We start from the raw sequence: 25894 nt of genomic DNA on the forward strand, positions 1-25894 counted from the left end.
GGCATGAGCGGGGCGGGTGGAATCGCCGTCGCGGGGAGGCGGCTCCGCCATCGCGGGGAAGGCGGAGGGCTCAGCCGCCGACGATGCTGGAGCAGGCGAAGGTGATGTCGAACTTCGAGTTCTTGACTCCGGCAGTCGGATTGGTGAGATCGGGTGCGCCGACGCCCTCACCGGTGACGTGATAGGTATTGCCGCTCTTGGTGACCGTGGCGGTGCCGCCGGGCGCGCCATTGCCGTAGCCGACCGCGTACGGCATACCGTTCTGTCCGCCCTTGGAGCCGGCGATGCCGACCGCCTGCACCGTATTGTCGCCGACGATGGCGGCGCTCACGCTGAGCTGGCCGTAGGTGGAATTCCCGGTGTCGGTCAGGGCCAGGGCCAGCGTGCCGCCCTGCTTGGCGCAGGTGGTGGTGAAGTTGGCGGTGAGGGCGTTGCCGTCGACGGAGGCGCTCGACTTTCCGGCGGGAGCGGCGGTGCCCGGTGCGGCCGAGGAAGCCGAGGAGGCGGCGGAGGCCGAAGTGGTGGGGGCCGCCGAGGAGGAGGGTGAGCTGCTGGAGTTGCTACTGCAACCGGTGACCAGCAATGCGGTGGCGGCGGTCGCGGCGAGGGCGGCGGTGGTCAGGCGAATCGACTTGGTGTTCATGGTGGTTCCTTGTTCTCTGGTTCGGTTCGCTGTCGGAGCCGATGAGAGAACCGTAGGAAGCACCCCCTGCCCTACCGATACCAAGTTTCACCGAGCGAGAGTCGGGGAAACTCCGCTAACCTGGGCGAATGCGACAGCCGCGGGCAATGGTGCTTGATGAGGTCTGGCGCCGGCTCGCCGGCGTCGAAGCCTTGAGCGGGCCGAATGGCGGGCCGCTGCGCCGTACCGTGAAGTTGATTCTGGATCCGCTGGTCATCCGCCCGGTTCAGCATCCCCTGTGCGCGGGCTCGATCCTGACCGCCGACGGGGCGGTACTGCTGGCAACCCGCATCCACGCCGCCGCCGACGTCCTGCGGGCCACCGCCGCCTGGTTCAACCTGCTCAAGCAGACCCGGCGGTCGCTGCGCATTACCGAGGGCAATGCCCAGGACCTGTACTTCCAGCGCTGCTTCGAGCTGGCGACCGTCTCGGGCATGCCGGACGCCGGGCGCGACCGGGCCGCCGCCGAAGCCGCGCTGCGGGAGATCCACGATCTGACCGCCGGGCGCACCACGCAGGCATTGAAGGAGTACCTGACCGATCCGGGACGGGCACGCGAGGTGAGCGAGCTGATCGGCACGGCCTGGCGGCGGCGACCGCTCACCGCCACCCCCGATCACGCACAGGCGCTGGCCGAACTGCTCGACGCCTGTGCGGCCGGGCGGCTCGGCGCAGCCGGTAAGGACGTCGATATCGACGATCTGGTCGCGGCGTCCATGGGAACGCACAGCGGAATTCGGCTGTGGCGGGAGGAGAACGGCGGTGCGGCAGCGGAATTGGGGCTGACCACACATCCGCTGCCACAGCCGCCGCGGGTGGGTGAGTCGGCCTCGAAATCGAGCCTGAGCCTGCCGTTCGACCGCACCATTCACGAACGGGTCTTCACCGTGCTGCAGGCCGCCAGCGAGCGTGCCGACCTGCCGCCGATTCCGGAGCTCGTGGACGCCGAGATCGCCCGCGCGTGCGCGCCGTGGGCGCTGCTGGACGAATCGCTGCGGGTCACAGCCGCGGCGGGAACCGTGCTCGCGATACAGCTGCGGCCCATCGACGAATCCCGGGTCGTCGCGACGGAGGGCGCCGCGCGCGTGATCAATGGGCGTTGGCAGCGGGAAGCGTACGTACTGCAGGCTCGTAGGATGGTGGTGCGGGCGGATGCGACAGCGGGACCGCTGGCGGTGATCGCGGCCGATCTCCAGGTGCCCTGGCGGCCGTATCTGCGCCGGCTGTGGCCGCGACTGCACGGGCGCGATGTGCGGGAAGTGCCGGTGTACGCGCCGGATGAGCTGTGGGATCTGCTCGACGGCGTGGCGCGCTCGGTGATTCTCGATCACCGGATGCGGGTGAAGCGGGCCTTGGCGGCGACAGCTGTCGCGGCCGAACTCGATGACCTGGAATCGAGGGTGGGATGACCGGCTCGGCATTGCAGATCCGGCGCTACGGGGGCGGGTTGAGCGGCATTGTGCCCGCCGGCGCCGCGACGGTGCTCGATGCGGCGGCCGCGGTGGACACCATGGTGCTCGAGGTCGCGGGCGGCTATCTGACCTGGAGTGTGCTTGCGGGGCAATCGATTCCGGCGGCGGTGATCGATGATGTGGAGCTCGCGCAGGAATGGGTGTGGGCCCTCTACGGCGCACCGATCGCGCTCGCTCTCGATCGGGACCAGCCCGCCGAGGCGACGGCCGCACCGGCATTGCCGGCGCTGGCGGTGAGCGCCTGGCGACTTGCTTACGCGCACTGGGCTGCTCGATGGTGGCCCGCCTCGACGCTGGATGGGATCGCGCCGCTCGATCCGGGGCTGCTGGAGCGTGAGATCGCGGCACTCACGCTGGAGTGTGAGTCGCTGGTGGGCGGAGCGGACGCCATCGTGCCCGCAGTGGCCGAGGTGGTCGAAACACGTTTGCGGGCTTCGGATTACGCGCTGGCGGCGGGTGACGAGACACCCAATGGGCTGGTGCTGGCTCGCGGCGTCGGCAGCTGGGATTGGCGGCGGTGCCCGCCGGGGCTGGTCGATGCGTCCGAACGGGCGGTGTCCTGGCAGGTCGTTCGCGAGGCGGGCGCGACAACCGTGGCGGTCAGTGTGGTGGTGGCGCCGGGGGTGCCCGCCGAGGTGCCCGCGTATCTGCGGCCGTGGGCGCGTATCGATACCGGTGCGGGAGTGGGGGAGATCGCGCTGCGCGCAGAGGGTGGCGCCTGGGTCGGCGATCTTGCCGTGCCCGGCGCGGATCCGATTGTGCGCGTGGATATTCACGTTCCCGGGTTCGGTGTCGACCCCGAGTCGGATTCGGCCGAACTGCGGCAGCGCGTTCGCGAGTTCGCGGCCGGCCGCCTGCGGCGCACTGCCGTTCCGGGCTCGGTCGACGGGGCGCCCGATGCTCCGCTGCTGGCCGAGATTGCCGCGGCTGCCGACGATTCGGACTTCTGAGTTGGTGAGCACGACTGGCCGGGGGGCCGGCGACGAGTCTGCGGTACTGCGAGCGGGGGCCGAGGCGATGGCGCGCGGTGAGCTGGGGGAGGCGCTGCGGATCTTCGAGGATGCGGTGCAGACGGAGACCGGGGATATCCGGGTGTGCGCCATGGTCAATTCCGCCTGTGTGGCAGATCAATTGGGTGATCACGCGGGTGCGGTGGTGCGCTTTCGGGAGGCCCTGGAACAGATGGGGCCGGAGGCGCCCCGTATGCGTCCGGCCGCGCTGATCAATCTGTCGCAGGCATTGCAGCGACTGGGTGATCTGGACGGTGCGCAGGAGGCGCTGGAGCAGGCGCGGGAGTTGCTGAGCGCCGATACCGCGCCCGGCGAGTTGCGGTACGCGTGCCTGGTGTCATTGACGGCGGTGGCACTGCACCGGCAGCAGTGGGCGCGCGGGATCGAGCTGGCCAATGAATCGCTCGACGCCGCAATTCATTTCGCGCCCGGACAGGTCGGCCATTCGCTGATGAACCTGGCGACCGCGCACTTCGAGACGGGGCGCTGGGAGCTGGCGGAGGATTTCGCGGGTCAGGCGCTGGTCGCCTTCGACGCCGCGGCCGACCACGACGGTGTCGCCGAGACTCGCCAGAATCTCGCCGTGATGTACACGCGCTCCAGCCGTTTCGATGATGCGGAGCGACTGCTGATCACTGCGCAGGAGTATTTCGAGGCGTCCGGATATGCGCACCGGGCCGGAATCGGCTGGAAGGTCATGGGTTTCATTGCCGAGGATCGAGACCAGCCCGAACTGGCCGTCACCCGATACCGGCAGGCGCTGGAACGATTCGACGAATCCGGCGCGGTGGTGGATGCCGCCGATGTGCGGACCCGGCTGGCGACCGTCGCCTTCGCCACCGGCCGGCTGGAGGAGGGCGAAGCCGAACTGGCCGCCGCCCGCAGCACCTACGCCGAACACGGCCTGGGATTGCTTTGCGCCCAATTGGATTACTGGCACGCAGGATTGGCGGAACCGCTCATCGACACCGTGCCCGGCCTCCTTGCCCAGGCCGTGGACCTCGCGATCCCCGCCGCCCTCGCCCTCGACGCGGTTCGCTACGAACTCCCCGACGGCGCACAGCGCGAAACCTGGAACCGCCGCATGGCCGATCCGGCGCTGCGCCTGGCCTTCCGCTACGCCTACCTGTCCGGCGACGCACAGTTGGTGGCCGACCTCATCGAAACCTCCTGCGCGGGAACCACCCTGGACATCGACCGCCTCTCCGCCGCCCCACCCCGTCTTCCGCTCGACACCCTGGACCCGCTCGCCCCACCCCCCGCCAGCTCCGCCCCGGTGAGCGACGCCCTCCAACTCGGCACCGCCCTGGCCTCGGTCGCCGCCGGCGCCGGACTCCCGGTAACCCCGCCCCCACATGTCGCGGTCGCCCCCGACGGCCACATAGCCCTCGCCGCTTGGATATCCGTCGCCGAAGAACGCTACGGCCGCCGCATCCGCGACGATCGCGTGGTCCAGGCATGACGGGCGCTGGATACCTACACGTGACGGGTGAGCAGTTCGCAGCGCCGCAATCCGCTGTCGGACGGGAGGTTCAGGCATGACAGAGGAGCAGCCGACCGCGTATGTGCGGATGGCGGATGCGGGGGATTTGTATCTGACGTGGCGGTGGGTGGATCACGATGCGCCCGGGGGTATCGGGGTGGTTCCCGAGGCTCAGGTGGAGGAGGCGGTGCGGCGGTTTGCGGGGGCGCTGCCTGCGCCGGGGCTGGAGGGTGGGCTCGAAGCGGCGCTCACCAGTGGGGAATTGGCGTCTTACGAGGCGGAAAATGCCTTGGCGCAGGTGCTTTCGGCGACATTCCTGCCACATCAGTTGGCGGTGGCGCTGTATGACCTGCATGTGCGAGGGGTGCGGCCGCGGTTGCGGATTCAGCCCTCGCCGCGGGTAGCGCAGATTCCGTGGGAGTTGCTGGCGCCTGATCCGGGGCTGCGGCTGGTGGATATCGCCGAGGTGAGTCTGCTTGCGCCGCCGGGCATTGTGCACGCACCGGCGCGGGTGGCGCGGTCCTGGGCGGAGACCCGGGAGCAGCCGGTAGTTGCGGTGCTCGATCCCCGGGTGCCCGGATTCCGGGCCGATTCCGCGCTGGGATCGGTGCTCGGTCGGATGGATGAGGATGCGCCGCTGGCGGCGCTGGTCGCCGGTCTCGCGGCGCGGGATCGATTGGTGCCGAAGGTGAGTGATCCGGTCGCCGCATTCCGGCGCACCGATGTGGATCGGGTGTGGCTCGGCGAGGTCTTGCGGGCCGGGGCGGCGCGCATGCTGTACGTGGGACATGTGACGGCGGCGCCGCCGACCTCCGGGCAGAGTGAGTCGGCCACCATGCATTTGGCGTGCACGGCCGACATCGTGGGATTCGCACCCGCGCAGCGTGATCACCGGCCGCTCTCGGCGCGGGATCTGCTGCTCGGTACCTACACACTGGCCGCCGAACCGCGCAGCGGACCGCAATTGTGGCCGATTCCGAGCCGGGTCGCGCTCATTGCGTGTGAGAGCGGCGGTGATCTGCGTTTCGGTGAGGCGCTCGGCCTGGTCGCCGCAATGCTCACCGGCGGTGCGGAATTGGTGACGGCCGGGCGTTGGGCGCTACCCACCGATCTGGCCTTCCAGCGCTTGGGTGGCGCAGCGCCGGAATGCCGCCCGCTGCAGGAAGCAGTGTGCGCCATCGATGCCGCCCACGAGCAGCCGGATCCGGTAGCAGCGCTCAATAATTGGCAGCGTGCCCGTTTGGCGGCCTGGCGCGAGACCGGCGGCATCGAGCATTCGCCGCTCGTCTGGGCGGCCTTCGCAACGGTGGATGCCCGCTGACCGTCGTCGGTTCATCCGGGTGAGAGTCCGCCTCGATCGTGCTCATGCTCCCGGAGAGTGACCCCCGCCGCTCGATCTGGCGCGCAGGAAGTCGTCCACCAATCGGGTGCAATCTTCGCGGGTGAAAGCGCGCAACCCGGTCAGCTTGGTGAAGACGATCGGGCCGATGAGTTGTGCGAGCGCGAAGGTGGTGTCGAAATCGCCGAGTTGTTCGTATGCCTCGGGGGTGCCGAGCAGATCGTCGAAAGGCTGGCGGTATTGCTCGATGACGCGATCACGCAGGCTCGTGAAGGTATGGGGCGCGGCCTCTTTCGGCTCGGGTGTACCCATGGCAAGCCAGGCGAGCGTGGTCAGCTGCATCGGCGCCTCATCGATGAGCGCGGACTGGCGGGCGAGCAATTCGACGAGCCGATCCCGCAGTGGCCAGGTCTCCGGCAGCAGCTGACCTGGGTCGTCGACGGCTACACCCTCGCGCTGGCCTGCCTGGTGCTACCCGCGGGCGCACTGGGCGACCGGTTCGGCCGCCGGGTGGTGCTGATCATCGGAATGGCCATATTCACACTGGCTTCCGCGATACCGCTGCTCATCGGCGGTCCGCTCTGGTTGATCGGGGCGCGGGCGGCCGCCGGGGTGGGTGCCGCCTTCGTCATGCCGTCCACCCTGTCGCTGCTCACCGCCGGATTCCCGGACGAGCGCCGTGGACAGGCGGTGGGGGTGTGGGCCGGTGTGGCGGGATCCGGTGGCGCACTGGGGATTATCGGATCCGGCGTGCTGTTGCAATGGCTGTCGTGGCAGTCGGTGTTCGTTGCCATGACCGCCGTCGGTGCGATACTGCTGGCGGCCGGGTGCACGGTCTCGGAATCCATTGCGGCGCAACGGCCACCGCTGGATCCGTGGGGTTCGATGGGCGTTGCCACCGCGGTCGGGTTGATTGTGGTGGCCGCCATGGAAGTGCCTACGCGCGGCTGGGTGGACCCGCTGGTCCTCGGTCTGCTGGCCGGCGGTCTGGTCGCTACCGCGGCCTTCGTGCTGGTCGAATTGCGTGTCACGCATCCGCTACTGGATGTACGACTTTTCGCCGATCGTGGATTCGCTAGCGGCACGCTGTCTCTGGCCGTGCAGTTCCTGGTCTCGTTCGGTCTGTTCATGCTGGTCGTGCAGTACCTACAGCTTATTCTGGGCTATTCGCCGCTCGCCTCATCGCTGGCGCTCGGGCCGATGATTGTTCCGCTGATACTGGTTTCGCTCGTCGCGCCCTGGCTGGCCGACCGATTCGGGCTGCGCTGGGTGACGCTGATCGGCCTGGCGACGGTGGGTATCGGTCTGCTCGCCATTGCGCGGCTGAATCTGTCGAGCGGCTACTGGGGCGTGCTCTGGTCGTTGTTGATCATGAGCACCGGTATGGGTCTGTGCACCGCGCCCGCCACCGCGGCCATTGTTGCGGGGACCCCCGTGGAGAAGCACGGCGTTGCCGCGGCGGTCAATGACGCGGCCCGCGAAATAGGCGCTGCGCTGGGCATTGCCGTGGCCGGCAACGTGCTCGCCGCCGGATACTCCCAGCGCATCGCGCCCGCGCTGCCCCGGCTCCCGGAGTCGGCGCGCGGCCCGGTCGGTGATTCGCTCGCCGCCGCACTGCAGGTCGCCGAGCGCGGCGGCCCGCAGGCGCAACCGCTCGCGGACTTCGCCAAAACGGCCTTCCTGCACGGCTTCCAGCAAGCCGGTGTCGCCCTCGGTTGCGCGGCGCTGGTGGCGGCCGTGCTCATTGCGGCCTGGGCGCCCGGAATTGCCCGTCGCTGAGCCTATTTCTGTGAGTTCACCCGCTATGGGTGAGGCCGCTGCGGACCGATCATGCCAGCGTGGGGTGTCGGCTCTTGCTCCAGCTCACTGCTGGCAAACTGTCGATGCTCGTGATCGTGCCGCGCCAGTTGCACTGAGGCAAGGAGTCCGATGACTATTCGCAGGATGGGTTCACGACGAGCGCTGGTGGGCGCTACGGCAGCCACCCTGTCCGTGATCCTGGCCGCAGTGGGATTGAGCGCCTGCAGCAGCGATTCGTCGTCGAGCAATAGCTCGGCAACCTCTACCACCGCGGCCTCGAACGATCCGAAGGACATTGCGGTCGACGCCTTCACCTACGGCTACCCGCTCGTCCTGATGGACGCCACCCGCGCCTCGGCGGCGGCGGCCAATCACTTCGATCACGCCGATACCCTGCCGACCCCCGCCGACCGGCAGGTCGTGCGGCTGAATCTGGACACCTTCTACTCACAGGCTTGGCTGGATGTGAAGAACGAGCCCATGATCGTCCAGGTGCCGGAGATGGATCCCAATCGGTACTGGCTCATGCAGTTCCTGGATGCCTGGTCCAATACCGCGCAGGACCCCAGCAGCGTCGACCCGCAACTGCGCTCGGGCGCGAAGACCGGCCCCTTCACCTACGCGATCACCGGACCGGGCTGGAAGGGCACACTGCCGGACGATGTCACCCCGCTCGCCATGCCGACCGATACCACCTGGCTGCTCGGCCGCGTGCAGGTCAACGGCCCGGACGACGTCGAGAAGGTGAAGGCCGTGCAGAGCCAGATGAAGCTGGTGCCGTTGAGTCAGTGGGTGAGCGGCAATCACGACAATCCGCCGCCCGCGGCCCCCAGTGACAAGTCGATCAACCCGTCCCAGCAGGTCGCGCGGATGGACGGCCCGACGTTTTTCGACAAGTTGAACGAACTCATGGTCGCCAACCCGCCCGCCGCCGCCGATGCCTCGGCTATGGAGCGATTCGCCGCCATCGGCGTGACGCCCGGCGGCACCGCGGACAAGGTCTCCGCCGATGTGCTGAATCTGGGCGCGGCCGCGGGCAAGAAAGCCATTGCCGCATACGTGAATCCGCAGATCAAGGTGGAGGACGGGTGGCAGTTCGCCACCAATGTCGGCACCTACGGCACCGACTACCCGCTGCGCGCCAATATCGCGCTGCAGGGCCTGGGCGCGAACCTGGCCAAGGATGCGGTCTACCCGACCGTCTTCAGCACCGCTGACGACAATGGCACGCCGGTTCGCTACACCCTGCACTTCCCGGATGGTCAGCTGCCGCCGGCCCGTGCCTTCTGGTCGATCACCGCGTACGACGCCGACAGCTTCCTCATCGACAATCCGGCCGGCATCTACGCGGTCGGCCATCAGATTCCGGTGGTGAAGAACGCCGACGGTTCGGTGGATATCACTGTGCAGAACGCGGATCCGGGCACCGCCGTGCCCGCCGGCAACTGGCTGCCCATCCCGGCCTCCGGCAAGTTCTCGCTCACCCTCCGGCTCTACGCACCGGATCAGAAGGTCCTCGACGGCACCTGGAAGCCGCCGAATCTGCGGAAGGTCGCCTGAGCAGACCCGCCGTCTCGCCCAGTCGGATTCCCAGGGTTTTGCCAGGGTTCTCGGATGGCGCTGTGAGGAACACGCCGTTCGATAGGTGGATGAATCGTATTGCTGCGATTCGTCGCTAGAGAGAAAGGAATTCCGATGCTCTCCAACCTGATGAGGACGTCCGGTACCCGAAGGATTGCTGTTCGCGTTGCGTTCGCGGGTGTGCTTGCCGCTGTGCCGCTTTCGGCTCTGGCCATTCCGGCCTCCGCCGATGCCACCGTGCCCACCGCCACCGATGTCGATTGGCACCACCACGATTGGGATCACCACGACCGGGATCACCATGACTGGGATCACCACGACTGGCACAATCCGGGCGACTGGAACCAGGGCATTCCGTTCCCGGTTCCGTTCGACACCGGCTCTGCCGGGTAACGAGCACTACTTGAAGGACCCCGTCCGGTCACTCGTGACCGGACGGGGTTTCTCATGAACGGCTACCGCGTGAATATCCGAAGTTACTGCGACTGACCGCAATTCGAGCAGAAGGCCGTACCCACCTGCAATTGGTGCCCGCAGCCCGTGCAGTGCGCGCGCATATCGAGGCCGGTGCCGCAGGCGCCGCAGAAGCGGCCACCCGTGGTGGTGGTCCCGCAGGTCGGGCAGGTGACCCGGGCCGGTGTGGACAGATCCTGGTTCTGCGTCCAATTCTGCTGGTGCGCGGCATCTCGGATTTGCGAGCCGCGCGCCTCGGCCTGCGCCTGCGCGATCTGATTGGCCACCAGCGGTGAACAGCGCGTGCACTGGCTGACATGGTCGTTCCAGCAGATCCGTGCGCAGACCCAGGACCCGCAGCCGCTGCACAGCCGGAAGTCGTCCTTGACGTGATCGACCGCGTTGTTGAACGCCTTGTCCTTGGTGGCCGAGGCCGAGCCGCCACCCCAGGTGTTGGAGAAGTCCTCGGCGGCGTTGGACACCTTGTTGATCGAACTGAAGTGGTCACCGAGCAGATCTCGCACCACACGCAGCGCGCCGCGCCCTCGCGAGAGGTAGTTCTGCTCGAACGGGGATTTGTAGGCGGTGCTGCAGCGATCGCAGCGGAACTCCCACTGGAATCCATTGTCGTTGGACTCGTCGTAATAGGAGCTGGTGAAGACGACCGGTGCGGCCATGATCGGGCGATTCCTTTGCGGCTGAGCGGACTACGTACGCACGCGCCCGGAACCCCCCGGACCACGTATTGTCAGCTTCTTATCGTATGCCCGGGCAGGTGCGCAACACGGGGAACCGGCGGGAGGTCAACGCGGCACGGAGACCGGTCGGACGACCACCTCGTTCACATCGACCTGCGCGGGCTGTTCGATCGCAAACGAGACGGCCGCGGCAATGGCGTCGGCCGGCATCGCCACCGCCCGATAGGTTTCCATGGCGGCACGGGCGGTGGGATCGGAGATGCTTTCCGCCAGTTCGGATTCGGTGACACCCGGCGTGATGACGCTGACCCGCGGTCGATCCGATGCTGCGACGGCTACTGGACAGCTTCCCTGCGACACCGGCCTTCATTCTCAATCCGGCGCTCGATCTGCTCGCGGTCAATGCCTTGGCCGACAGCCTGTTCTCGCCGTTCGAGCGTGCGGACAATCTCGCCCGCATGACCTTCCTCGATCCGGTCGGCCGCCACTTCTTCGCGCGCTGGGAGGAGGCCGCGGAATCGGTTGCCGCTGGCCTGCGCCGGGCGATCGGTATCGACCCCCGGGATCGGCGAGCGGTGGAACTGGCCGATACGCTGGTTGCTGCGGATGCCGACTTCGCCGACCTCTGGAATTCGCACATAGTGCGCGGAAAAACCTTTGCTACCAAGGATTTACGCCATCCCGATGTCGGTGCGCTGACACTGGCGTATCACTGCTTCGACGTGCGTGGCGCATCCGGTCAGGAGCTTGTCGTCTACCACGCCGAACCGGGTAGCCCGAGTGTCGCCGCGCTGTCACTCCTTGGTGCGCTGGGGGCGACTCGCAGGCAGGCCGCACCGAGCCCCGAGAAGTTCCGCCCCGATAATTCGGGGGTCACAGAAAGATAACGAACCGCTCTACCCGCCGATGTGCCGAATGGGACTTCGGGAGAGGTGGTTTGGCGTGATTCGGACTTGGACGGTCGGTGTGGTGACAATGGTCGCCGCCGCAATGCTGCTGGTCGGTGCGCCCGGCGCGCAGGCCGGGCCGGCGGAGCTGCGGCAGTGTGCGGTCAGCTCCGGCCGAACGCCGGAGACCGCCACACCCGAAGCGGTGGGGCTGGATTCACAGCGGTTGCGGCAGGCGATGGGATTCGTGGCGGACCCCTCGCGGTTCACCGTGTCGGTGTACCGGAACAACTGCCTGGTGGCGAGTGGGCCGAACAATCAACGCGCGGGCGGGATGCCGTGGAATCTGTGGAGCAGCACCAAGAGTGTGGTGTCCATGGTGGCGGGGCTGGCGGTGGATGCCGGGCGGTTGCGGATCGATGATCCGATCGACGCGTATCTGCCTGCGGGGCTGGGTGATTCGGCGCATCGTGCCATCACCGTGCGCAGTCTGCTGACCGAGACCTCCGGTATGGAGGTGGCGGTGGCGTCGGAGGGGGTTACGGGGCTGATACAGCTCGACCCGAATGTGGTGGCGCAGGCGCTGGCCATGCCCATCGTGCACCCGCAGGGCACCCAGTGGCAGTACAGCCAGCGGGCCGTCGACCTGCTCGCCTATGTGGTGCAGCAGGCGGTGGGGGAGGATTTCCAGGCTTTCGCACAGCGAAAGCTCTTCGAGCCCTTGGGGATCGAGCGCACCGATTATCACTGGGCGCGCGATCGCAGTAACAACACCTACGGATACGCGCATCTGGTGCTGCCGCCCGACGACTTCGTCAAGCTCGGGCTGCTGGTTGCGAACCACGGGAATTGGCATGGCGCGCAGGTGATTTCCGCGGACTACCTGACCCAGGCCACCACCCCTATCGCCGCCAATGATTGCTACGGCTTTCTTTTCGTAGTAAATGGCCCGGACTGCGGGTCGATTTTCCCCGGCATGCCCGCCGACGCAGTGCAGATGTCGGGAATGATGCGGCAGGACAACACCATCGTGCCGAGCCTGGGGTTGCTGATCAGCTGGACCGGGGTGACTGTGCCCGGTGGTTCGGTGAGCTTCCCGCACGAGGCGATGCGCGCGCTGACCGCCGCCTTCCGTGATCCGGTGCTGCCCGATCCGGGGCCCTATGTGGCCGGGCCGGATATCAGCCTGTCCGATCCCATGATCTCCAATCCGGATGCGACCCTCGCCGCCCTGGGCCTGGGTCCCATGGCCTATCCGGGCTGCGGGTTGCTGACCTGTCTCGATAAGCCGCTCGCTCCGCCGGTCTCGGATTGGCCGCCCGGGTGCTACATCGTCGGTTGCTTCGGATCGGATCCGGCCACTCCGGGGATTCGGTAGCGGCTGTATGCGGCGCTGCCCTGGCGCGCCGGTCACACCTACTGGCCAGATACCCCTGGAGGGTATATGGTCGGGGCATGGACCAGCAGAACGGACATAGCGGTCACATGGAGATGGACCACTCCGCCATGGATCACTCCGCCCATGCGGGAATGGACCACTCCGCCACGGCCGACACCGGTCACGCGGAGATGGGCCATGCCGGGCACGGCGGCATGTCCATGGAGGACATGGCGAAGGACATGCGTAATCGCTTCCTGGTCGCGCTGGTCTTCTCGCTGCTGGTGATGTTCTGGTCGCCGATGGCGAAGGATATGTTCGGGCTCGATCTGCCCACCCCGTTCGGGCTGCGGCAGGACATCTGGGCGCTGATCCTGAGCCTGCCGGTGATCTTCTACTCCTCGACCCTCTTCTTCACCGGTGCGGTGGCCGCGCTGAAGGCGCGCACGCTCGACATGATGGTGCTGGTCGCGGTCGGTATCGGCGCGGGCTGGCTGTACTCCCTCGTCATCACCCTGACCGGCGGCGGTGAGGTGTTCTACGAGGCCTCCACCATGCTGGCCACCTTCGTACTGCTCGGGCACTGGTTCGAGATGCGGGCGCGCGGCGGGGCCAATGACGCCATTCGCGCGCTGCTGGATCTCGCGCCGCCGCAGGCCGTGGTGATCCGGGACGGGCAGGAAGTCGAAATCCCCACGGCCGAAGTGATTGTCGGCGATGTGCTGCTGGTGCGGCCGGGCTCCAAGATCGCGGTCGACGGTGAGGTGCTCGAGGGCGAGAGTGAGGTCGACGAATCGATGGTCACCGGCGAAAGCCTGCCGGTGCACAAGGATGCGGGCGCGACGGTCATCGGCGCGACACTGAACGAGAATGGCGTGCTGCGGGTGCGGGCCACCAAGGTCGGCGCCGATACCGCCCTCGCGCAGATCGTGAATCTGGTTCGGGAAGCGCAGAGTTCGAAGGCGCCGGGCCAGAAACTGGCCGACCGCGCGGCCTTCTGGCTGGTACTGGTCGCATTGATCGGTGGCGCACTGACTCTCGTGGTGTGGCTGCTGGTCGGGGCCACCTTCGCCAAGGCCATGCTGTTCGCCATTACGGTCGTGGTCATCACCTGCCCCGATGCGCTGGGACTGGCCACTCCGACCGCCATCATGGTCGGCACCGGGCTGGGCGCGAAACGCGGTGTGCTGTTCAAGAATGCGATGGCGCTGGAGAGTGCGGCGCGGATCCAGACCGTGGTCATGGACAAGACCGGCACCCTTACCAAGGGCGAGCCGGAGGTCACCGAAATCGTCACCGACGGGGTGGTCACCACCGCCGAACTGATTCCCCTGCTGGCGGCGGTGGAACGCGAATCCGAGCATCCGCTGGCCGCGGCGGTCGTGCGCTATGCCGAGGGGCACGGTGCGAATGGTGAACGGGCACAGGACTTCGAGAACATTCCCGGGCACGGCGCGGTTGCCACCGTGAACGGTCGCCGTGTGGTGGTCGGCAATCGTCGTCTGCTCGAGCGTGAGGGAATCGCGCTGGGAGACTTGGCTACTGCGCGTGATCGGGTAGCGGCCGGGGGTCAGACTGCTGTCCTGGCCGCGGTCGACGGCAAGGCAGCCGCGGTGATCGGCATTGCGGACGCGGTCCGCGAGACTTCGGCCAGGGCGGTGCAGGATCTGCACGATATGGGCGTCGAGGTCGTCATGCTCACCGGTGACAACCGGGCCACCGCCGAGCGCATTGCCGCCGAGCTCGGTATCGATACCGTGATTGCCGAGGTACTGCCCGGCGACAAGGCCGACAAGATCGCCGAATTGCAGTCCGGCGGAAAGAAAGTCGCCATGGTCGGCGACGGTGTCAATGACGCTCCCGCCCTCGCCCGCGCCGACCTCGGCATTGCCATCGGCGCCGGTACCGATGTCGCCATCGAGACCGCCGACCTGGTCCTCATGCGCTCGGACCCCCTGGACGTGCCCACCGCCCTTCGCATCGGCCGCGGCACCCTCCGCAAAATGCACCAGAACCTGGCCTGGGCAGTCGGTTACAACACCATCGCCCTGCCCATCGCCGCCGGCGTCTTCGAACCGTTCCTGGGCTGGACCCTCCGCCCGGAGATCGCCGCCCTCTCCATGTCCGGCTCCAGCGTCATAGTCGCCTTGAATGCCCTGGCCCTCAAGCGACTACACCTCCCCGACCGCAACTGAGCCCCGCTATCCCAGCGCGTTCGCCCTCGTCATCCCGGCGCATTTTTGGCCGGGATCTACGCCGGAAGGGTGGATCCCGGCCAAAAGCATGCCGGGATGACGAGGGCTTCAGTCCAATCGCTCAGCTGACGGGGTCGAGGGCGGGGGGTTGCCAGTCGCCGTCCAATGCCTGCTTCTTCGGGGCGTAGAGGCGCATGCTGAGGGAGAATTGGCCGCCTGCGGGGATGGGGAGCCAATTGCCCTGGGGGACTGAGGGGCCGGGGTCTTCGCTTTGGACGGCGATATCGACCGAGCCGTCGGGGTTGGGGACCGGGGGAATCTGGTGGCCGACGGCGTAGACGTCGGCGGCATTCGGTACCAGGTAGCTGTCGCCGTCGTAGGCGGTGATGGACCAGAAGGCGGCTACCGGCGGCAGTTGTCCGGCGGGGAAGTGCAGGCGGAAGCGCTGGGGTTGGCCGTTCTTGTCGGCTGCGCCGAAGAGGCTGGGGTACACCGCATCTTCGGCCAGGTTCGCGCCGAGCGCTTGAACGGCGGTGATGGCCCGCAGGGCGTAGTTGGTGCCGTAGGCGCCGAGATCGGTGGAGAACTTCCAGCCGTTCTCGTTCTTCGACTGCGGATCATTGAACTGGGTGACCTGCGATTTCGCCTGGGTGACACCGGCATTCAGGAGATCGGCGGAAAGATTGTCCACGGTCGCACCGGGTTTGATGCCGATCTTGGCGAAACGCTCCAGTGCCGGAGCATCTTCCGGCGCGGGCGGCTCGGCGGCCATGAGTGCGCACATCTTGTCGAAGAAGGTCGGCCCGTCCATGGCCGCCACCTGCTTGGGCGGCGGGGGTGCGGACTGGTCCACCGCGTACACCCGGCCGGGGGAGTCGGTCTCACCGCGCAGCCAGGCACTCAGCGGTACCAGCTTCAGCTCATCCTGCAGGGCGCGCACCCGGTCGACATCCGCTGCGCCATTGACCTGGATACGTCCGATCACCCAGGAGATGGTCGTGGGCATGGGCAGCTGCGTCATGCCGTTCGGCACCGGCCCGTGCCAGTTCGGTCCCGTCACCAGGTAGGTGAACGGCGGCGTCTCGATACCGGCGGCGACCTTCGCGCTGACGCTGCTCGGATTGTGGCGGGTATTGGTCCAGGCGTCGAGCACCTGCATGAGCCAGTACCGGTCGGCTTCCATGCCGGGTACCTGCAGTACCAGCGGTTCGGCGGCCAGATCCAGCCAGGCCTGCGAGTAGAGGGTGTCCAGATTCAGCCGCACCACCTGCTTGTCGTCCGGCGTGGGCAGGTGGACGGCATTGGCGAACTGGTTGACGGCGCCGCCCGACGCGCGGGTGGCATCCATGAGCACCAGCGGATACCCGAACGTATAGGCATCGGCGGCAACGGTTTTGGGATCACTCGACGCCGCGGTGGTGGCCGTCGTGGACTTGTCGTCGTTCGAGCTGCAGGCGGCGAGGGCCAGTCCCGCCACGGCGGCGGTTCCCATGCCCAGCACCCAGCGGCGTGAGAAACGGGGAGTGGTGGGGAGTGGATCCTGCACGTCGCGCTCCTTCGTCTGTCCGGATGGCAATGCCACCGGAGCTTAGCCATGGATTCGCTGAGCGAGTGAACCATCGCTTCTCGGTCGAGGTATGTGTCCTGGCTCACGGAAACCGGAACTAGCGAACCGGGTCATATCGGTATTGCCCAACGGCGCCGAGCTTATTACAGTCAGACTGCAATAGGAACTCGATGAGAAAGCAGGACGTCATGAACTTCCCGATTATCAACCTCGGCTCGGCCACCCTCGACCTCGCGAGCACGATCACCTCGACGCTCGCCAATATGACCTACCTGCTGCAGTCCTGGGGTTCGATGTAATCGCTTTTGCTGATCATTAGCTCTTCACCCTTAGGACTAGGAGTGGTAGTGGAGTCCATCGATCCTTCGGTCCACATCGACCAGCGCTCGGGCGCCGCTGAGATGTGGGGCAAGTTCCGCACCCTCGGCGGTCTCGGGCACCTCGTCGACGGGGCCGCGCCCGCGGTCGGCTTCCTCATCGGCTACGCCACGGTCGATGCCAAGATCGGCGTGCTCATCGCACTGGTGGTGGCCTGCGCGGTCGCAGGCTACCGGCTGCTGCGGGGCGATTCGGTCAAGGTGGTGGCGATCTCGGTCGCCGTCGTGGTGGTGTTCTCGCTCTTCGTCGGGATCACCGGCGAGGGTCGCGGCTTCTATCTGCCGGACCTGATCATCTGCGCCGCGGGCACGCTCGCCTTCGGCCTCACCCTGCTCAGCGGTCGCCCGCTGTCGCACTGGATCAGCCGGAAGGTGGGGCTCGAACCCGCTGCCCATGCCGACCCGCAGCAGCGAATTCGGTTGCACCGCAGGGTGACTCTGGCGTGGTTCGTATTCTGGGCGTTGCATCTGGTGGTCATGGTGCCGCTGTACGTCGCGAACCAGGTGGTGCTACTCGGTTCCGTCGCACTGATTCTCGGTAAGCCGGCGCTGGTGGTCATGCTCGCGGCCAGCTGGCTCTGGGTGCGGCGCTCGCTCAACCAGCACCCGGGTTCGCATGCGGCCGTGGCAGGCTCACGCGCGTAGCAGCGCCGCCTGCACCTGTTGCAATCGCTCCACATCGCCCCGGAATCCGGCAACGGCATCGTTGTAGAGGAACGCCTCCCAGAGCCGGACCAGGGCGTAGGCCAGGGTATTTCGCTCGATCGGCGGCAGGTAGCCCTGCTCCTGCGCCCGCTCGATCAGCTGCTCGACAATCGCCACCGCCGCCTGATGCACAACCCCGTCGCTACGGGTGATCAAGCGCAGCGCGGCGGTGGATTCATTGTCGAAATACGTTCGCAGCGAATCGTCTTCGACCAGCCAATGAATGGTGTGGTCGAGCACCTCGTTGAGCCGCTGCCCGCCGCTGCTGCGACTGCGCCGATCGGCAGCGCCGACCATGCGCTCCAGCTGGCCGGCAATGGCCGCGCCGAGCAGTCCGTCGCGGGAGCCGAACCAACGGTAGATACTGGCCCGGCCGACACCGAGCTGTGCGGCAATGGCATTCACGTCGATACGCTTGCCGGCCAGGAACATGGTGATGGCGGCTTTCAGTACATCGTCACGACTGGCCGATGCCGGTCGCCCCGGTGTCCTGGTTCCCTCCGCGCGCGTCACGCCGAAAGCATAGGGGCCAGGTACGCCGACAGCGTCCGCGCGGTCACCACCCGGCCCAGTGCCAGGGCCTCCCGCAGTATCAGTGGATCGCGGTCGACCCGGCCGATATCGGGTGCGTTGTGCGGCGGGCGGATCTGCAGCACGGCCGGATCGGTGGCGAAGTCCTCCTCGTCGCGCACGTGCTGTTGCATCCGGGTCCGCCACGGTTCGACGGTGCCCGGTGCGTGCCGGGCCAGGAAGCGTGCCACCACCCGGTTCTCCAAGGACGAAGGCGTGCGCATGGGTTCGTCCGCGCGCCGGGTCCGCAGCACCAGCACGCGGGTCGCCCCCTGCGCCAAAGCGGTACGAATGGGCACGGATTCGGAGAGTCCGGCATCGACGAAGCGCCGTGCACCGACGTGCACCGGCCGCCCGGCCAGGATCGGCAGGCAGGTCGAGGCGCGCAGCGCGGCCTGTACCGAGGCGCCGTCGCTGAGTTCGGAATGCAGATCGACCGCCTCGCCGGTATCGGCGTCGGTCGCGATGGGATGGAAGGTGACCGGATTGGCCAGGATGGCGGGGAAATCCATCGGCACGATCCGTTCGTACACCGTGTGCACCAGATACCGGGTATCGACCACCGGACCGCCGCGCAGGGCACGCACGGGCGAGATGACCCGATTGATCACCTCGGGATGCCAGGCGCGCTCGGATTCCATGGCCCGCCCGCACAGCAGCCACGCACCGTTGAGGGCGCCGGCCGATGCGCCGTACACGGCGTCGAAGCACGAGAGCACGCCGAGTTCCTCTATGGCCATGGCCATTCCGTGCGAGAACGCGCCGCGGGAGGATCCGCCCTCGATGACCAGTGCGAGCCGGTGACCGTCGGTGCGCTGCTTCGGCGCGCTGCCCTCGCGATGTCGGTGGGCGATCAGTTCGCCGACTCCGATGGTCGTGAGGTCACCGATGTAGTTGTGGTCCGGCATGGGGCACCTTCCTGTAGCCATCGAGTCTACGGCGGCTATTTGAGACATCAGAGTCTCTGTGTATCATATTCCGCGACGAACACTGCACTGGAGGTCAACGCATGAAATTGGCGCTCACCGAGGACGAGCTCGCGTTTCGTGACGAGCTGCGCGCGTTCTACCGGAGCGAAATCCCGGCCGACATCCGGAACCGGGCCCGGCACGGACAGGAGCTGAGCAGGGACGATTTCGTCACCACGCAGCGCATTCTGAACGCGCACCGGCTGGCGGTCCCGAACTGGCCGGTGGAATGGGGCGGGCGGGACTGGACGCCCATCCAGCGGCACATCTGGCACGACGAGATGCAGCTCGCCTCGGTCCCCGAACCGCTCACCTTCAATGCGAACATGATCGGCCCGGTCATCGCGCACTTCGGTACGCAGGCCATGAAGGAACGCTTCCTGCCGCCCACCGCGAATCTCGATATCTGGTGGTGCCAGGGCTTTTCCGAGCCGGAAGCCGGTTCCGATCTGGCCTCGCTGCGCACCACCGCGGTCCGCGACGGCGACAGCTATGTGGTGAACGGGCAGAAGACCTGGACCACCGCCGCCCAGTCCGCCGACTGGATGTTCTGCCTGGTGCGCACCGATCCGGACGCGCCCAAGAAGCAGGCGGGCATTTCCATGCTGCTGTTCCCGCTCGATACGCCGGGCGTCACCGTGCGGCCCATCGAGCTCATCGACGGCGGCTACGAGGTCAACGAGGTCTTTCTGGACAACGTCCGGGTGCCCGCGGAAAACCTTGTCGGCCAGGAGAATCAGGGCTGGACCTACGCCAAATTCCTGCTCGGCAACGAACGCACCGGCATAACCGCCGTCGGCCAGACCAAGGTCCGGCTGTGGCTGGCCAAGGAATATGCCAAGCAGGTCCGGCTGGGGGATCGGACACTGCTGGAGGATCAGCTCTTCGCCACCCGCCTCGCCGAACTCGAAAACGAGCTGCTGGCACTGGAATTGGTGCAGCTGCGGGTCGCCGCTGCACCGGCGGACGGTAAGCCGAACCCGGTCTCCTCGATTCTCAAACTGCGCGGCACCGAACTGCAGCAGGCCGTCACCGAACTTCTCGTGGATATCGCCGGGCCGGATTCGCTTCCTGTGGAAGATCCCGCGCAGCCGGATTGGGCACGCCGCAGCACTGCCACCTATCTGAACTATCGCAAGACATCGATCTACGGAGGATCGAACGAGGTGCAGCGCAGCATCATCGCCTCGACGATCCTCGGATTGTGAGGCCCGCCATGGATTTCGAGCTGACCACCGAACAGGAAATGCTGCGCGATACGGTACGCGTTGTACTGGCCCGCAGCTACACCCCGGAGCGCCGTCGCGAGGTCATCGGCACCGAACTCGGCTGGGATCCGCAGCTGTGGAGCACTTTTGCCGAGGTCGGGCTGCTGGGTCTGACCTTCGCCGAGGAAGACGGCGGTATGGGCGCCGGACCCATCGAGGCCATGCTGGTGCTCACCGAACTGGGCCGCCGCCTCGCGCCGGAGCCGCTTCTGGACTGCGCGCTGCTGCCGGGCGGGCTCATTGCCCGGCTCGGCGCGGATAATCAGCGAAAAGAGCTGCTGCCCAAGGTGGCCGAGGGTGATCTGCGGCTGGCCTTCGCACATGCCGAACCGGGTGTGCGCTGGCCGTCCAACGAGGTCGGCGCCCAGGTGATCCAGCGCGGCGACGGCTGGACGCTGGCCGGTCGCAAACACGCGGTGCCGCACGGTGATTGCGCCGATCTGCTCATTGTCAGCGCGGCACTGCCCGGCGAATTCGGTGCGGAACGCGGCATCGGCCTGTTCCTCGTCGACCCCGCCGACCCGGGCGTGCGGCGCACGACCTACGCCACCCACGACGGACTGCGCGGCGCGGATATCGAATTCGGCGGCGTGCGAGCCGAACCGCTGGGCGAGGTGCGCGATGCCACCGATGTGATCGAGGCCGCGCTGGCGGGTGCGCAGGCCGCGCTGTGCGCCGAGGCGGTCGGGGCCATGGAAGAGGCGCTGCGCCTGACGTCGGAATACCTGAAGACCCGCAAGCAATTCGGCGTTCCGCTGCGTTCCTTCCAGACGCTGACCCAGCGCGCCGCCGATATGTACGTCTCGCTGGAACTGGCGCGCGGTATGAGCATGTACTCGTCCATGTCCCTCGCCGACGGCATTACCGATCCGGTGGTCGCCTCCCGCGCCAAACTGCGAATCGGCCGCTCCGCCAGGCATATCGGGCAGGAAGCCATCCAGCTGCACGGCGGTATCGGCATGACCGCCGAATATCCGGTCGGCCACTACACCGCGCGGCTGACCGCCATCGAGCGCACGCTCGGCGACTCCAGTGCTCATCTGCGCCGCCTGGGCAATGTTGTCGGCGATTATCAGATGGTCGAGATCTGATGCGCATCACCGGCGCGGTGCTCGAGGAGATCGGCCGCTCCCGTCCGTTCGCGGAATCCCGGCCGATCACCGTGTGCGAGTTGGAACTCGGCGATCCCGGGCCCACCGAGGTGCTCGTCGCCATCGAGGCGGCCGGGGTGTGTCACTCGGATCTGAGTGTGGTGGACGGCAATCGGCAACGGCCGGTGCCCATGCTGCTCGGGCACGAGGCGGCGGGGCGGGTGGTCTCCGTCGGCGAGCGGGTCTCGGATCTCCTTGCGGGACAGCGGGTTGTCATGTCCTTCCTGCCGCGCTGCGAGGACTGCGAGGCCTGCGATCGGGACGGGCAACTGCCCTGTTCGGCGGGTTCGCGCACCAATAATGCCGGTGAGCTGCTGCATCATGCGGGCCATCTGTCCCGCGGCGGCAGCCGGGTGCACCATCATCTGGGTGTTTCCGGCTTCGCCAGCCACGCGATCGTGGATCGGGCGTCGGTGGTGCCGGTCGGCCTCGATGTGCCGCCCGAGGTCGCCGCGCTCTTCGGCTGCGCGGTGCTGACCGGCGGCGGGGCGGTGCTGAATGTGGCACGGCCGCGGCCGCAGGACAGCCTCATGGTGATCGGGCTGGGCGGGGTCGGTATGGCCGCCTTGCTCACCGCGAAAGCCATTGGCGTGGAACGCATTATCGGTGTGGACCGGATCCCCGAGAAGCTCGACATGGCACGGGAACTCGGCGCGACCGAGACCTATACCCCGGAGCAGGTACGCGCCGACGGAGTCCGGGCGCGGTATGTCATCGAATGCGCGGGGCATCCGGCCGCACTCGAAACCGCTTATGCGGCTACGGCTCCCGGCGGCACCACCGTCACCGTCGGACTGCCCGCGCCGTCCGCGACCATTACCCTGCCGCCACTGAGTCTGACCGCCGAGGCCCGCACCATTGTCGGCAGCTATCTGGGCTCGGCCGTTCCGGCTCGTGATATCCCGCGCTACGAGCAGCTGTGGCGGGCGGGCAGGCTGCCGGTCGAGCGGCTCATCTCTGCGCGCATCGAACTGTCCGAAATCAATGAGGCGATGGATTTGCTGGCCGATGGCCATGCTGTGCGACAGGTCATAAGCTTCGGATCCGTATCGCACGCTGTGCCGCAGAATAAGGGGAGCATGCAGGGGATTTATTGACTGAACAGTGTGTGCTGAAACGCTTGCTGTTCGATTGCTCTTGTTCCTACGGTGTAGGTGCAATGTGATCGAACGAAAGCGAGGATCCCGCAATGAATTTCCCGATCATCAATCTGGGTTCGGCCACCCTGGACCTGGCGAACACCATCACCTCGACGCTCGCGCAAATCACCTACCTGCTGCAGGCGTGGGGCTCGATGTAGGTCGGCTTCGTCACCCGCCGGTCCTGATCGGATCGGCGGTATCGGCGTGTCCGGGGTAGTCGGCGCAGCCTAGGCGGCGCCGGAATCCTTGCCGCCCAGCAGTGCCCGCAGTGCCCGGGCGATCGCCCGGGACGCCGCCCCCTGTGACAGGCCGCGCCGATCGACCAGCTGGTGCCGGTACGCCCAGCCCACCGTGGCCTCGACCAGATCCAGCAATTCCTGGTCCGTGCCGCCGTCACGATGCAATTCGGTGGCGAAGGCACGCGCCAGACCGTCGCGGGTGCGGCCGTCGGTCGTGCGCATGCGCTCGTCGAGCACCGGAATCGATTGCGATTCGAGCAGGCCGAGCAGTCGCGGATTGCGTTGCGCGGCAAAGATCGCCTCGCTCTGCGCGATGACCGCGTCGATGCGCGCGTCCAGGGGCAGCTGCGGATCCGGTGCCGCGATAAGCGTTTCCACGTACTCCGACTGCGCCTCGACCGCGGCGATGCGCAGATCGTTGCGGCCCGGGAAGTGCACGAAGATGCTGCGCTCGGAAACGCCTGCGCGGTCGGCGATGTCCTTGGCGGTCGGCAGGAATTTGCCGTCCTTGATGGCCGTCAGCAGGGCATCGACGATCGCCTTGCGGGTCTGCTCCGGATTGCGCCGGCGGCGCCGCACTGTGGGGCTTTCACTCGCGGGTTCGGTGGTGCCGTCACTCATGCCTGCATCCGATCACAGCGCCTCCCAGCGGTCCATGGTGGGTTCGAGAGATTCGCGCCCCCACTATTGCAGTCTAACTGCAATAGTGGTTAGAGTAGCTACAGACGGCAAACACGGGTTGCGCATTGGAATGCGTCATCAGGGCCGTGAGCAAATCCTTATCAATACACTGGCGAACCTCTGGCTAATTTCTGTGTGGCTGGCTTGCGGTGCGCTCGGTCGGAAGAGGCAGGAGAGCGACGTGGTCGACGGCAATCGGAACGAGGGCGGGCAGCACCCGGAGAACCCCCGACTCAGGGTGTCCAGGCGCGGCATGCTCGGCGTCGGCGCGGCGGCCCTGGCCGCGGTGGGCGTCGGCGGCGCGCTGAGCGGCTGCGGCACCTCGGACGAGGTGAACCCGTCGACCACCCAGACGGACCCCACTGATGCGATCGCCGTGGCGAACAAAAAGGTCACCGAGACCATGCCGTTCTCCGACACCACCGACTTCGCCGATGCCGACCGCGGTTTCATCGAGGCGCTGAAGCCGGGTGTCATCAAGGACGACAAGGGCAAGGTGGTCTGGGACACCGACTCCTACAACTTCCTGCAGGGCACCTGCCCGTCCTCGGCCAACCCCAGCCTGTGGCGGCAATCGCAGCTGACCATCAAGCAGGGCCTCTACGAAATCGCGCCCGGCTTCTATCAGATCCGCGGCCTCGACCTGTCGAATATGACGCTCATCGAGGGGCAGACCGGCGTCATCGTCATCGACCCGCTCATCTCCAATGAGACCGCCGCCGCCGGGCTCGCGCTGTACCGCGCGCATCGCGGCAACAAGCCGGTCACCGGATTGATCTACACCCACGCGCATGTCGACCATTTCGGCGGTTCGCTGGGTGTGACCACTCGGGAAGATGTCGACGCGGGCCGCTGCCCGGTGGTCGCGCCCTCCGGATTCCTCGAGCACGCGGTGGCCGAGAACATCTACGCCGGCACCGCCATGGCACGCCGCGCCGCCTATATGTACGGCGCCGCACTGCCGCGCGGGCCGAAGGGGCAGATCGGCGCGGGCCTGGGCCAGACCACCTCGGTCGGCACCACCACCCTCCTCGATCCGACCCTCACCATCAACACCACCGGTGAGGAGCACGTCATCGACGGCGTGCGCATGGTCTTCCAGATGACCCCGGGCACCGAGGCCCCGTCGGAGATGAACTTCTACTTCCCCGATCGCCGCATCCTCTGCATGGCCGAGAACGCCACGCACACCCTGCACAATCTGCTCACCCTGCGCGGTGCGCTGGTGCGCGATCCGCATGTGTGGTCGAAGTACCTGACCGAATCCATCAATCTCTATGCGCGCCAGTCCGATGTGGTGTTCTCCTCGCACCACTGGCCGCTCTGGGGCACCGCCAAGATCGTCGAATACCTTTCCGCACAACGGGATCTGTACGGCTACCTCAATGATCAGACGCTGCGCATGCTCAATACCGGCATGGTGGGCAGCGAGATCGCCGAGGCCATGCAGATGCCGCCGGAGATCGAAAAGGCTTGGTACTCACACGGTTACTACGGCAGCGTGAGCCACAATGTCAAGGCGATCTACCAGCGGTACATGGGCTGGTTCGACGGCAATCCGGCGCACCTGTGGGAGCACCCGCCGGTCGACAACGCCAAGCGGCACGTCGATGCCATGGGTGGTGCGAGCGAGGTGCTGAAGAAGGCGAAGAAGGCCTACGACGACGCCGACTATCGCTGGGCCGTACAGCTGCTCAACTACGCGATCTTCGCCGACGACAGCAATAAGAAGGCAAAAGACCTGCAGGCCAGTGCTTTCGAACAGCTCGGTTACGGCTCCGAGAACGCCACCTGGCGCAATTTCTACCTCTCCGGTGCATACGAACTGCGCAACGGCTCCTTCGGCACACCCACCTCGGCCAACTCCAAGGGCCTGCTCGCCGCGCTCACCGTGGATCAGGCGTTCGACGCCATCTCGCTGTTCGTCAACGGGCCCAAGGCCTGGGACGTGCACGTGGTCACCGACTGGAAGTTCAGCGACCAGAGCGACAAGGTGCACCGCTCCGAACTGCGCAATGGCGTACTGGTGCACTACGACCGCTGGCCGAACGACGGCCTGGCAGCGCCCGACGCGACCATCACCCTCACCCGCGGCGGATTCATTCAGAACATGATCGGCGGCGGCGATATGAAGGCCGCGGTTGCCAAGGGCGACATCAAGATCGACGGCAATGCCGCCGTACTCGCCCAGATGAAGGGACTCTTCGACAAGCCGGACCCGAACTTCGCCATCGTCACGCCCTGACCC

General features: G+C 66.9%; 24 protein-coding genes. 16 read left to right on the forward strand and 8 right to left on the reverse strand.

Features of this window, described 5'->3' with window-relative positions:
* Positions 1-70: 70 nt before the first annotated feature.
* Positions 71-643 (reverse strand): lipoprotein LpqH, encoded by a 573-nt coding sequence (locus JWN03_RS11640; protein WP_297613721.1) that lies wholly within the window; start codon positions 641-643, stop codon positions 71-73.
* 146 nt (positions 644-789) lie between these two features.
* Between JWN03_RS11640 and JWN03_RS11645 the strand changes: the two genes are divergently transcribed.
* The 4 genes from JWN03_RS11645 to JWN03_RS11660 all read left to right on the forward strand — a co-directional run bounded on the left by JWN03_RS11645 (position 790) and on the right by JWN03_RS11660 (position 5968).
* Entirely contained in the window at positions 790-2091 is a 1302-nt protein-coding gene (locus JWN03_RS11645) for a hypothetical protein (RefSeq protein ID WP_297613793.1), read from the forward strand.
* On the forward strand, positions 2088-3104 hold the full coding sequence (locus tag JWN03_RS11650; protein WP_297613723.1) for a hypothetical protein: 1017 nt from the start codon (positions 2088-2090) through the stop codon (positions 3102-3104). Before JWN03_RS11645 ends, JWN03_RS11650 begins: the two co-directional genes overlap by 4 nt.
* A gap of 67 nt (positions 3105-3171) precedes the next feature.
* Entirely contained in the window at positions 3172-4626 is a 1455-nt protein-coding gene (locus JWN03_RS11655; RefSeq protein WP_297613794.1) for a tetratricopeptide repeat protein, read from the forward strand.
* A 76-nt stretch (positions 4627-4702) separates the two neighbouring features.
* Entirely contained in the window at positions 4703-5968 is a 1266-nt protein-coding gene (locus JWN03_RS11660) for a CHAT domain-containing protein (RefSeq protein ID WP_297613725.1), read from the forward strand.
* A gap of 42 nt (positions 5969-6010) precedes the next feature.
* Here JWN03_RS11660 and JWN03_RS11665 read toward each other — a convergent pair whose 3' ends face one another.
* Positions 6011-6298: a hypothetical protein gene (locus tag JWN03_RS11665; protein ID WP_297613727.1), complete on the reverse strand. Its 288-nt coding sequence runs from the start codon at positions 6296-6298 to the stop codon at positions 6011-6013.
* Between JWN03_RS11665 and JWN03_RS11670 the strand changes: the two genes are divergently transcribed.
* From JWN03_RS11670 to JWN03_RS11680, 3 genes are all read left to right on the forward strand, one after another.
* Positions 6263-7765: an MFS transporter gene (locus JWN03_RS11670; protein ID WP_297613729.1), complete on the forward strand. Its 1503-nt coding sequence runs from the start codon at positions 6263-6265 to the stop codon at positions 7763-7765. The two genes, JWN03_RS11665 and JWN03_RS11670, sit on opposite strands and share 36 nt — an antisense overlap.
* Positions 7766-7915: 150 nt before the next feature.
* Positions 7916-9346 (forward strand): DUF1254 domain-containing protein, encoded by a 1431-nt coding sequence (locus JWN03_RS11675; RefSeq protein WP_297613731.1) that lies wholly within the window; start codon positions 7916-7918, stop codon positions 9344-9346.
* A gap of 213 nt (positions 9347-9559) precedes the next feature.
* Positions 9560-9760 carry a hypothetical protein gene (locus JWN03_RS11680; protein ID WP_297613733.1) on the forward strand — a complete coding sequence of 67 codons (201 nt, stop codon included), beginning with the start codon at positions 9560-9562 and terminating at the stop codon, positions 9758-9760.
* Between the two features lie 83 nt (positions 9761-9843).
* Here JWN03_RS11680 and JWN03_RS11685 read toward each other — a convergent pair whose 3' ends face one another.
* On the reverse strand, positions 9844-10497 hold the full coding sequence (locus tag JWN03_RS11685) for a double zinc ribbon domain-containing protein (protein WP_297613734.1): 654 nt from the start codon (positions 10495-10497) through the stop codon (positions 9844-9846).
* Positions 10498-10623: 126 nt separating this feature from the next.
* Complete coding sequence (locus tag JWN03_RS11690; protein WP_366914387.1) at positions 10624-10878, reverse strand: hypothetical protein; 255 nt, start codon at positions 10876-10878, stop codon at positions 10624-10626.
* Here JWN03_RS11690 and JWN03_RS11695 point away from each other — a divergent pair.
* From JWN03_RS11695 to JWN03_RS11705, 3 genes are all read left to right on the forward strand, one after another.
* Positions 10842-11405, forward strand: coding sequence for an MmyB family transcriptional regulator (locus tag JWN03_RS11695; RefSeq protein ID WP_297613735.1), 564 nt, complete (start codon positions 10842-10844; stop codon positions 11403-11405). The genes JWN03_RS11690 and JWN03_RS11695 overlap by 37 nt on opposite strands.
* Positions 11406-11460: 55 nt before the next feature.
* On the forward strand, positions 11461-12783 hold the full coding sequence (locus JWN03_RS11700; RefSeq protein ID WP_297613736.1) for a serine hydrolase domain-containing protein: 1323 nt from the start codon (positions 11461-11463) through the stop codon (positions 12781-12783).
* Between the two features lie 77 nt (positions 12784-12860).
* Entirely contained in the window at positions 12861-14978 is a 2118-nt protein-coding gene (locus JWN03_RS11705; RefSeq protein WP_297613737.1) for a heavy metal translocating P-type ATPase, read from the forward strand.
* 121 nt (positions 14979-15099) lie between these two features.
* Here the strand turns inward: JWN03_RS11705 and JWN03_RS11710 are convergent, their stop codons facing one another.
* Complete coding sequence (locus tag JWN03_RS11710) at positions 15100-16524, reverse strand: DUF1254 domain-containing protein (protein WP_297613738.1); 1425 nt, start codon at positions 16522-16524, stop codon at positions 15100-15102.
* Between the two features lie 191 nt (positions 16525-16715).
* On the opposite strand from JWN03_RS11710, the gene JWN03_RS11715 reads away from it, so the two are divergent.
* Together JWN03_RS11715 and JWN03_RS11720 are read left to right on the forward strand one after the other, a co-directional pair.
* On the forward strand, positions 16716-16844 hold the full coding sequence (locus JWN03_RS11715) for a hypothetical protein (RefSeq protein WP_297613739.1): 129 nt from the start codon (positions 16716-16718) through the stop codon (positions 16842-16844).
* A 48-nt stretch (positions 16845-16892) separates the two neighbouring features.
* Positions 16893-17567 (forward strand): DUF3159 domain-containing protein, encoded by a 675-nt coding sequence (locus JWN03_RS11720; RefSeq protein ID WP_297613740.1) that lies wholly within the window; start codon positions 16893-16895, stop codon positions 17565-17567.
* On the opposite strand, the gene JWN03_RS11725 is transcribed toward JWN03_RS11720, so the two are convergent.
* Positions 17556-18140, reverse strand: coding sequence for a QsdR family transcriptional regulator (locus tag JWN03_RS11725; protein ID WP_297613741.1), 585 nt, complete (start codon positions 18138-18140; stop codon positions 17556-17558). The genes JWN03_RS11720 and JWN03_RS11725 overlap by 12 nt on opposite strands.
* Entirely contained in the window at positions 18137-19105 is a 969-nt protein-coding gene (locus tag JWN03_RS11730; protein WP_297613742.1) for a patatin-like phospholipase family protein, read from the reverse strand. Before JWN03_RS11730 ends, JWN03_RS11725 begins: the two co-directional genes overlap by 4 nt.
* 101 nt (positions 19106-19206) lie before the next feature.
* Between JWN03_RS11730 and JWN03_RS11735 the strand changes: the two genes are divergently transcribed.
* From JWN03_RS11735 to JWN03_RS11745, 3 genes are read left to right on the forward strand one after another with little or no spacing between them, the layout of a single operon-like run.
* Positions 19207-20373 (forward strand): acyl-CoA dehydrogenase family protein, encoded by a 1167-nt coding sequence (locus JWN03_RS11735; RefSeq protein ID WP_297613743.1) that lies wholly within the window; start codon positions 19207-19209, stop codon positions 20371-20373.
* Between the two features lie 8 nt (positions 20374-20381).
* Positions 20382-21524: an acyl-CoA dehydrogenase family protein gene (locus JWN03_RS11740; protein WP_297613795.1), complete on the forward strand. Its 1143-nt coding sequence runs from the start codon at positions 20382-20384 to the stop codon at positions 21522-21524.
* Positions 21524-22681: a zinc-binding dehydrogenase gene (locus JWN03_RS11745; protein WP_297613744.1), complete on the forward strand. Its 1158-nt coding sequence runs from the start codon at positions 21524-21526 to the stop codon at positions 22679-22681. Before JWN03_RS11740 ends, JWN03_RS11745 begins: the two co-directional genes overlap by 1 nt.
* A 272-nt stretch (positions 22682-22953) precedes the next feature.
* Here JWN03_RS11745 and JWN03_RS11750 read toward each other — a convergent pair whose 3' ends face one another.
* On the reverse strand, positions 22954-23586 hold the full coding sequence (locus JWN03_RS11750; protein ID WP_297613745.1) for a TetR/AcrR family transcriptional regulator: 633 nt from the start codon (positions 23584-23586) through the stop codon (positions 22954-22956).
* A 463-nt stretch (positions 23587-24049) separates the two neighbouring features.
* Here JWN03_RS11750 and JWN03_RS11755 point away from each other — a divergent pair, with 463 nt between their 5' ends.
* Positions 24050-25891, forward strand: coding sequence for an alkyl/aryl-sulfatase (locus JWN03_RS11755; protein WP_297613796.1), 1842 nt, complete (start codon positions 24050-24052; stop codon positions 25889-25891).
* Positions 25892-25894 lie beyond the last annotated feature (3 nt).

Source organism: Nocardia sp. (assembly GCF_025465275.1).
Taxonomy (GTDB): Bacteria; Actinomycetota; Actinomycetes; order Mycobacteriales; family Mycobacteriaceae; genus Nocardia.

Bases quoted from the DNA above. Each gene is read 5' to 3' on its own strand.
- JWN03_RS11640 (WP_297613721.1), bottom strand. From the start codon at position 643: ATGAACACCAAGTCGATTCGCCTGACCACCGCCGCCCTCGCCGCGACC.
- JWN03_RS11730 (WP_297613742.1), bottom strand. From the start codon at position 19,105: ATGCCGGACCACAACTACATCGGTGACCTCACGACCATCGGAGTCGGC.
- JWN03_RS11695 (WP_297613735.1), top strand. From the start codon at position 10,842: ATGCTGCGACGGCTACTGGACAGCTTCCCTGCGACACCGGCCTTCATT.
- JWN03_RS11705 (WP_297613737.1), top strand. From the start codon at position 12,861: ATGGACCAGCAGAACGGACATAGCGGTCACATGGAGATGGACCACTCC.
- JWN03_RS11665 (WP_297613727.1), bottom strand. From the start codon at position 6,298: ATGGGTACACCCGAGCCGAAAGAGGCCGCGCCCCATACCTTCACGAGC.
- JWN03_RS11745 (WP_297613744.1), top strand. From the start codon at position 21,524: ATGCGCATCACCGGCGCGGTGCTCGAGGAGATCGGCCGCTCCCGTCCG.
- JWN03_RS11740 (WP_297613795.1), top strand. From the start codon at position 20,382: ATGGATTTCGAGCTGACCACCGAACAGGAAATGCTGCGCGATACGGTA.
- JWN03_RS11655 (WP_297613794.1), top strand. From the start codon at position 3,172: ATGGCGCGCGGTGAGCTGGGGGAGGCGCTGCGGATCTTCGAGGATGCG.
- JWN03_RS11675 (WP_297613731.1), top strand. From the start codon at position 7,916: ATGACTATTCGCAGGATGGGTTCACGACGAGCGCTGGTGGGCGCTACG.
- JWN03_RS11755 (WP_297613796.1), top strand. From the start codon at position 24,050: ATGCCGTTCTCCGACACCACCGACTTCGCCGATGCCGACCGCGGTTTC.
- JWN03_RS11645 (WP_297613793.1), top strand. From the start codon at position 790: ATGGTGCTTGATGAGGTCTGGCGCCGGCTCGCCGGCGTCGAAGCCTTG.
- JWN03_RS11685 (WP_297613734.1), bottom strand. From the start codon at position 10,497: ATGGCCGCACCGGTCGTCTTCACCAGCTCCTATTACGACGAGTCCAAC.
- JWN03_RS11660 (WP_297613725.1), top strand. From the start codon at position 4,703: ATGACAGAGGAGCAGCCGACCGCGTATGTGCGGATGGCGGATGCGGGG.
- JWN03_RS11650 (WP_297613723.1), top strand. From the start codon at position 2,088: ATGACCGGCTCGGCATTGCAGATCCGGCGCTACGGGGGCGGGTTGAGC.
- JWN03_RS11715 (WP_297613739.1), top strand. From the start codon at position 16,716: ATGAGAAAGCAGGACGTCATGAACTTCCCGATTATCAACCTCGGCTCG.
- JWN03_RS11670 (WP_297613729.1), top strand. From the start codon at position 6,263: ATGGGGCGCGGCCTCTTTCGGCTCGGGTGTACCCATGGCAAGCCAGGC.
- JWN03_RS11750 (WP_297613745.1), bottom strand. From the start codon at position 23,586: ATGAGTGACGGCACCACCGAACCCGCGAGTGAAAGCCCCACAGTGCGG.
- JWN03_RS11735 (WP_297613743.1), top strand. From the start codon at position 19,207: ATGAAATTGGCGCTCACCGAGGACGAGCTCGCGTTTCGTGACGAGCTG.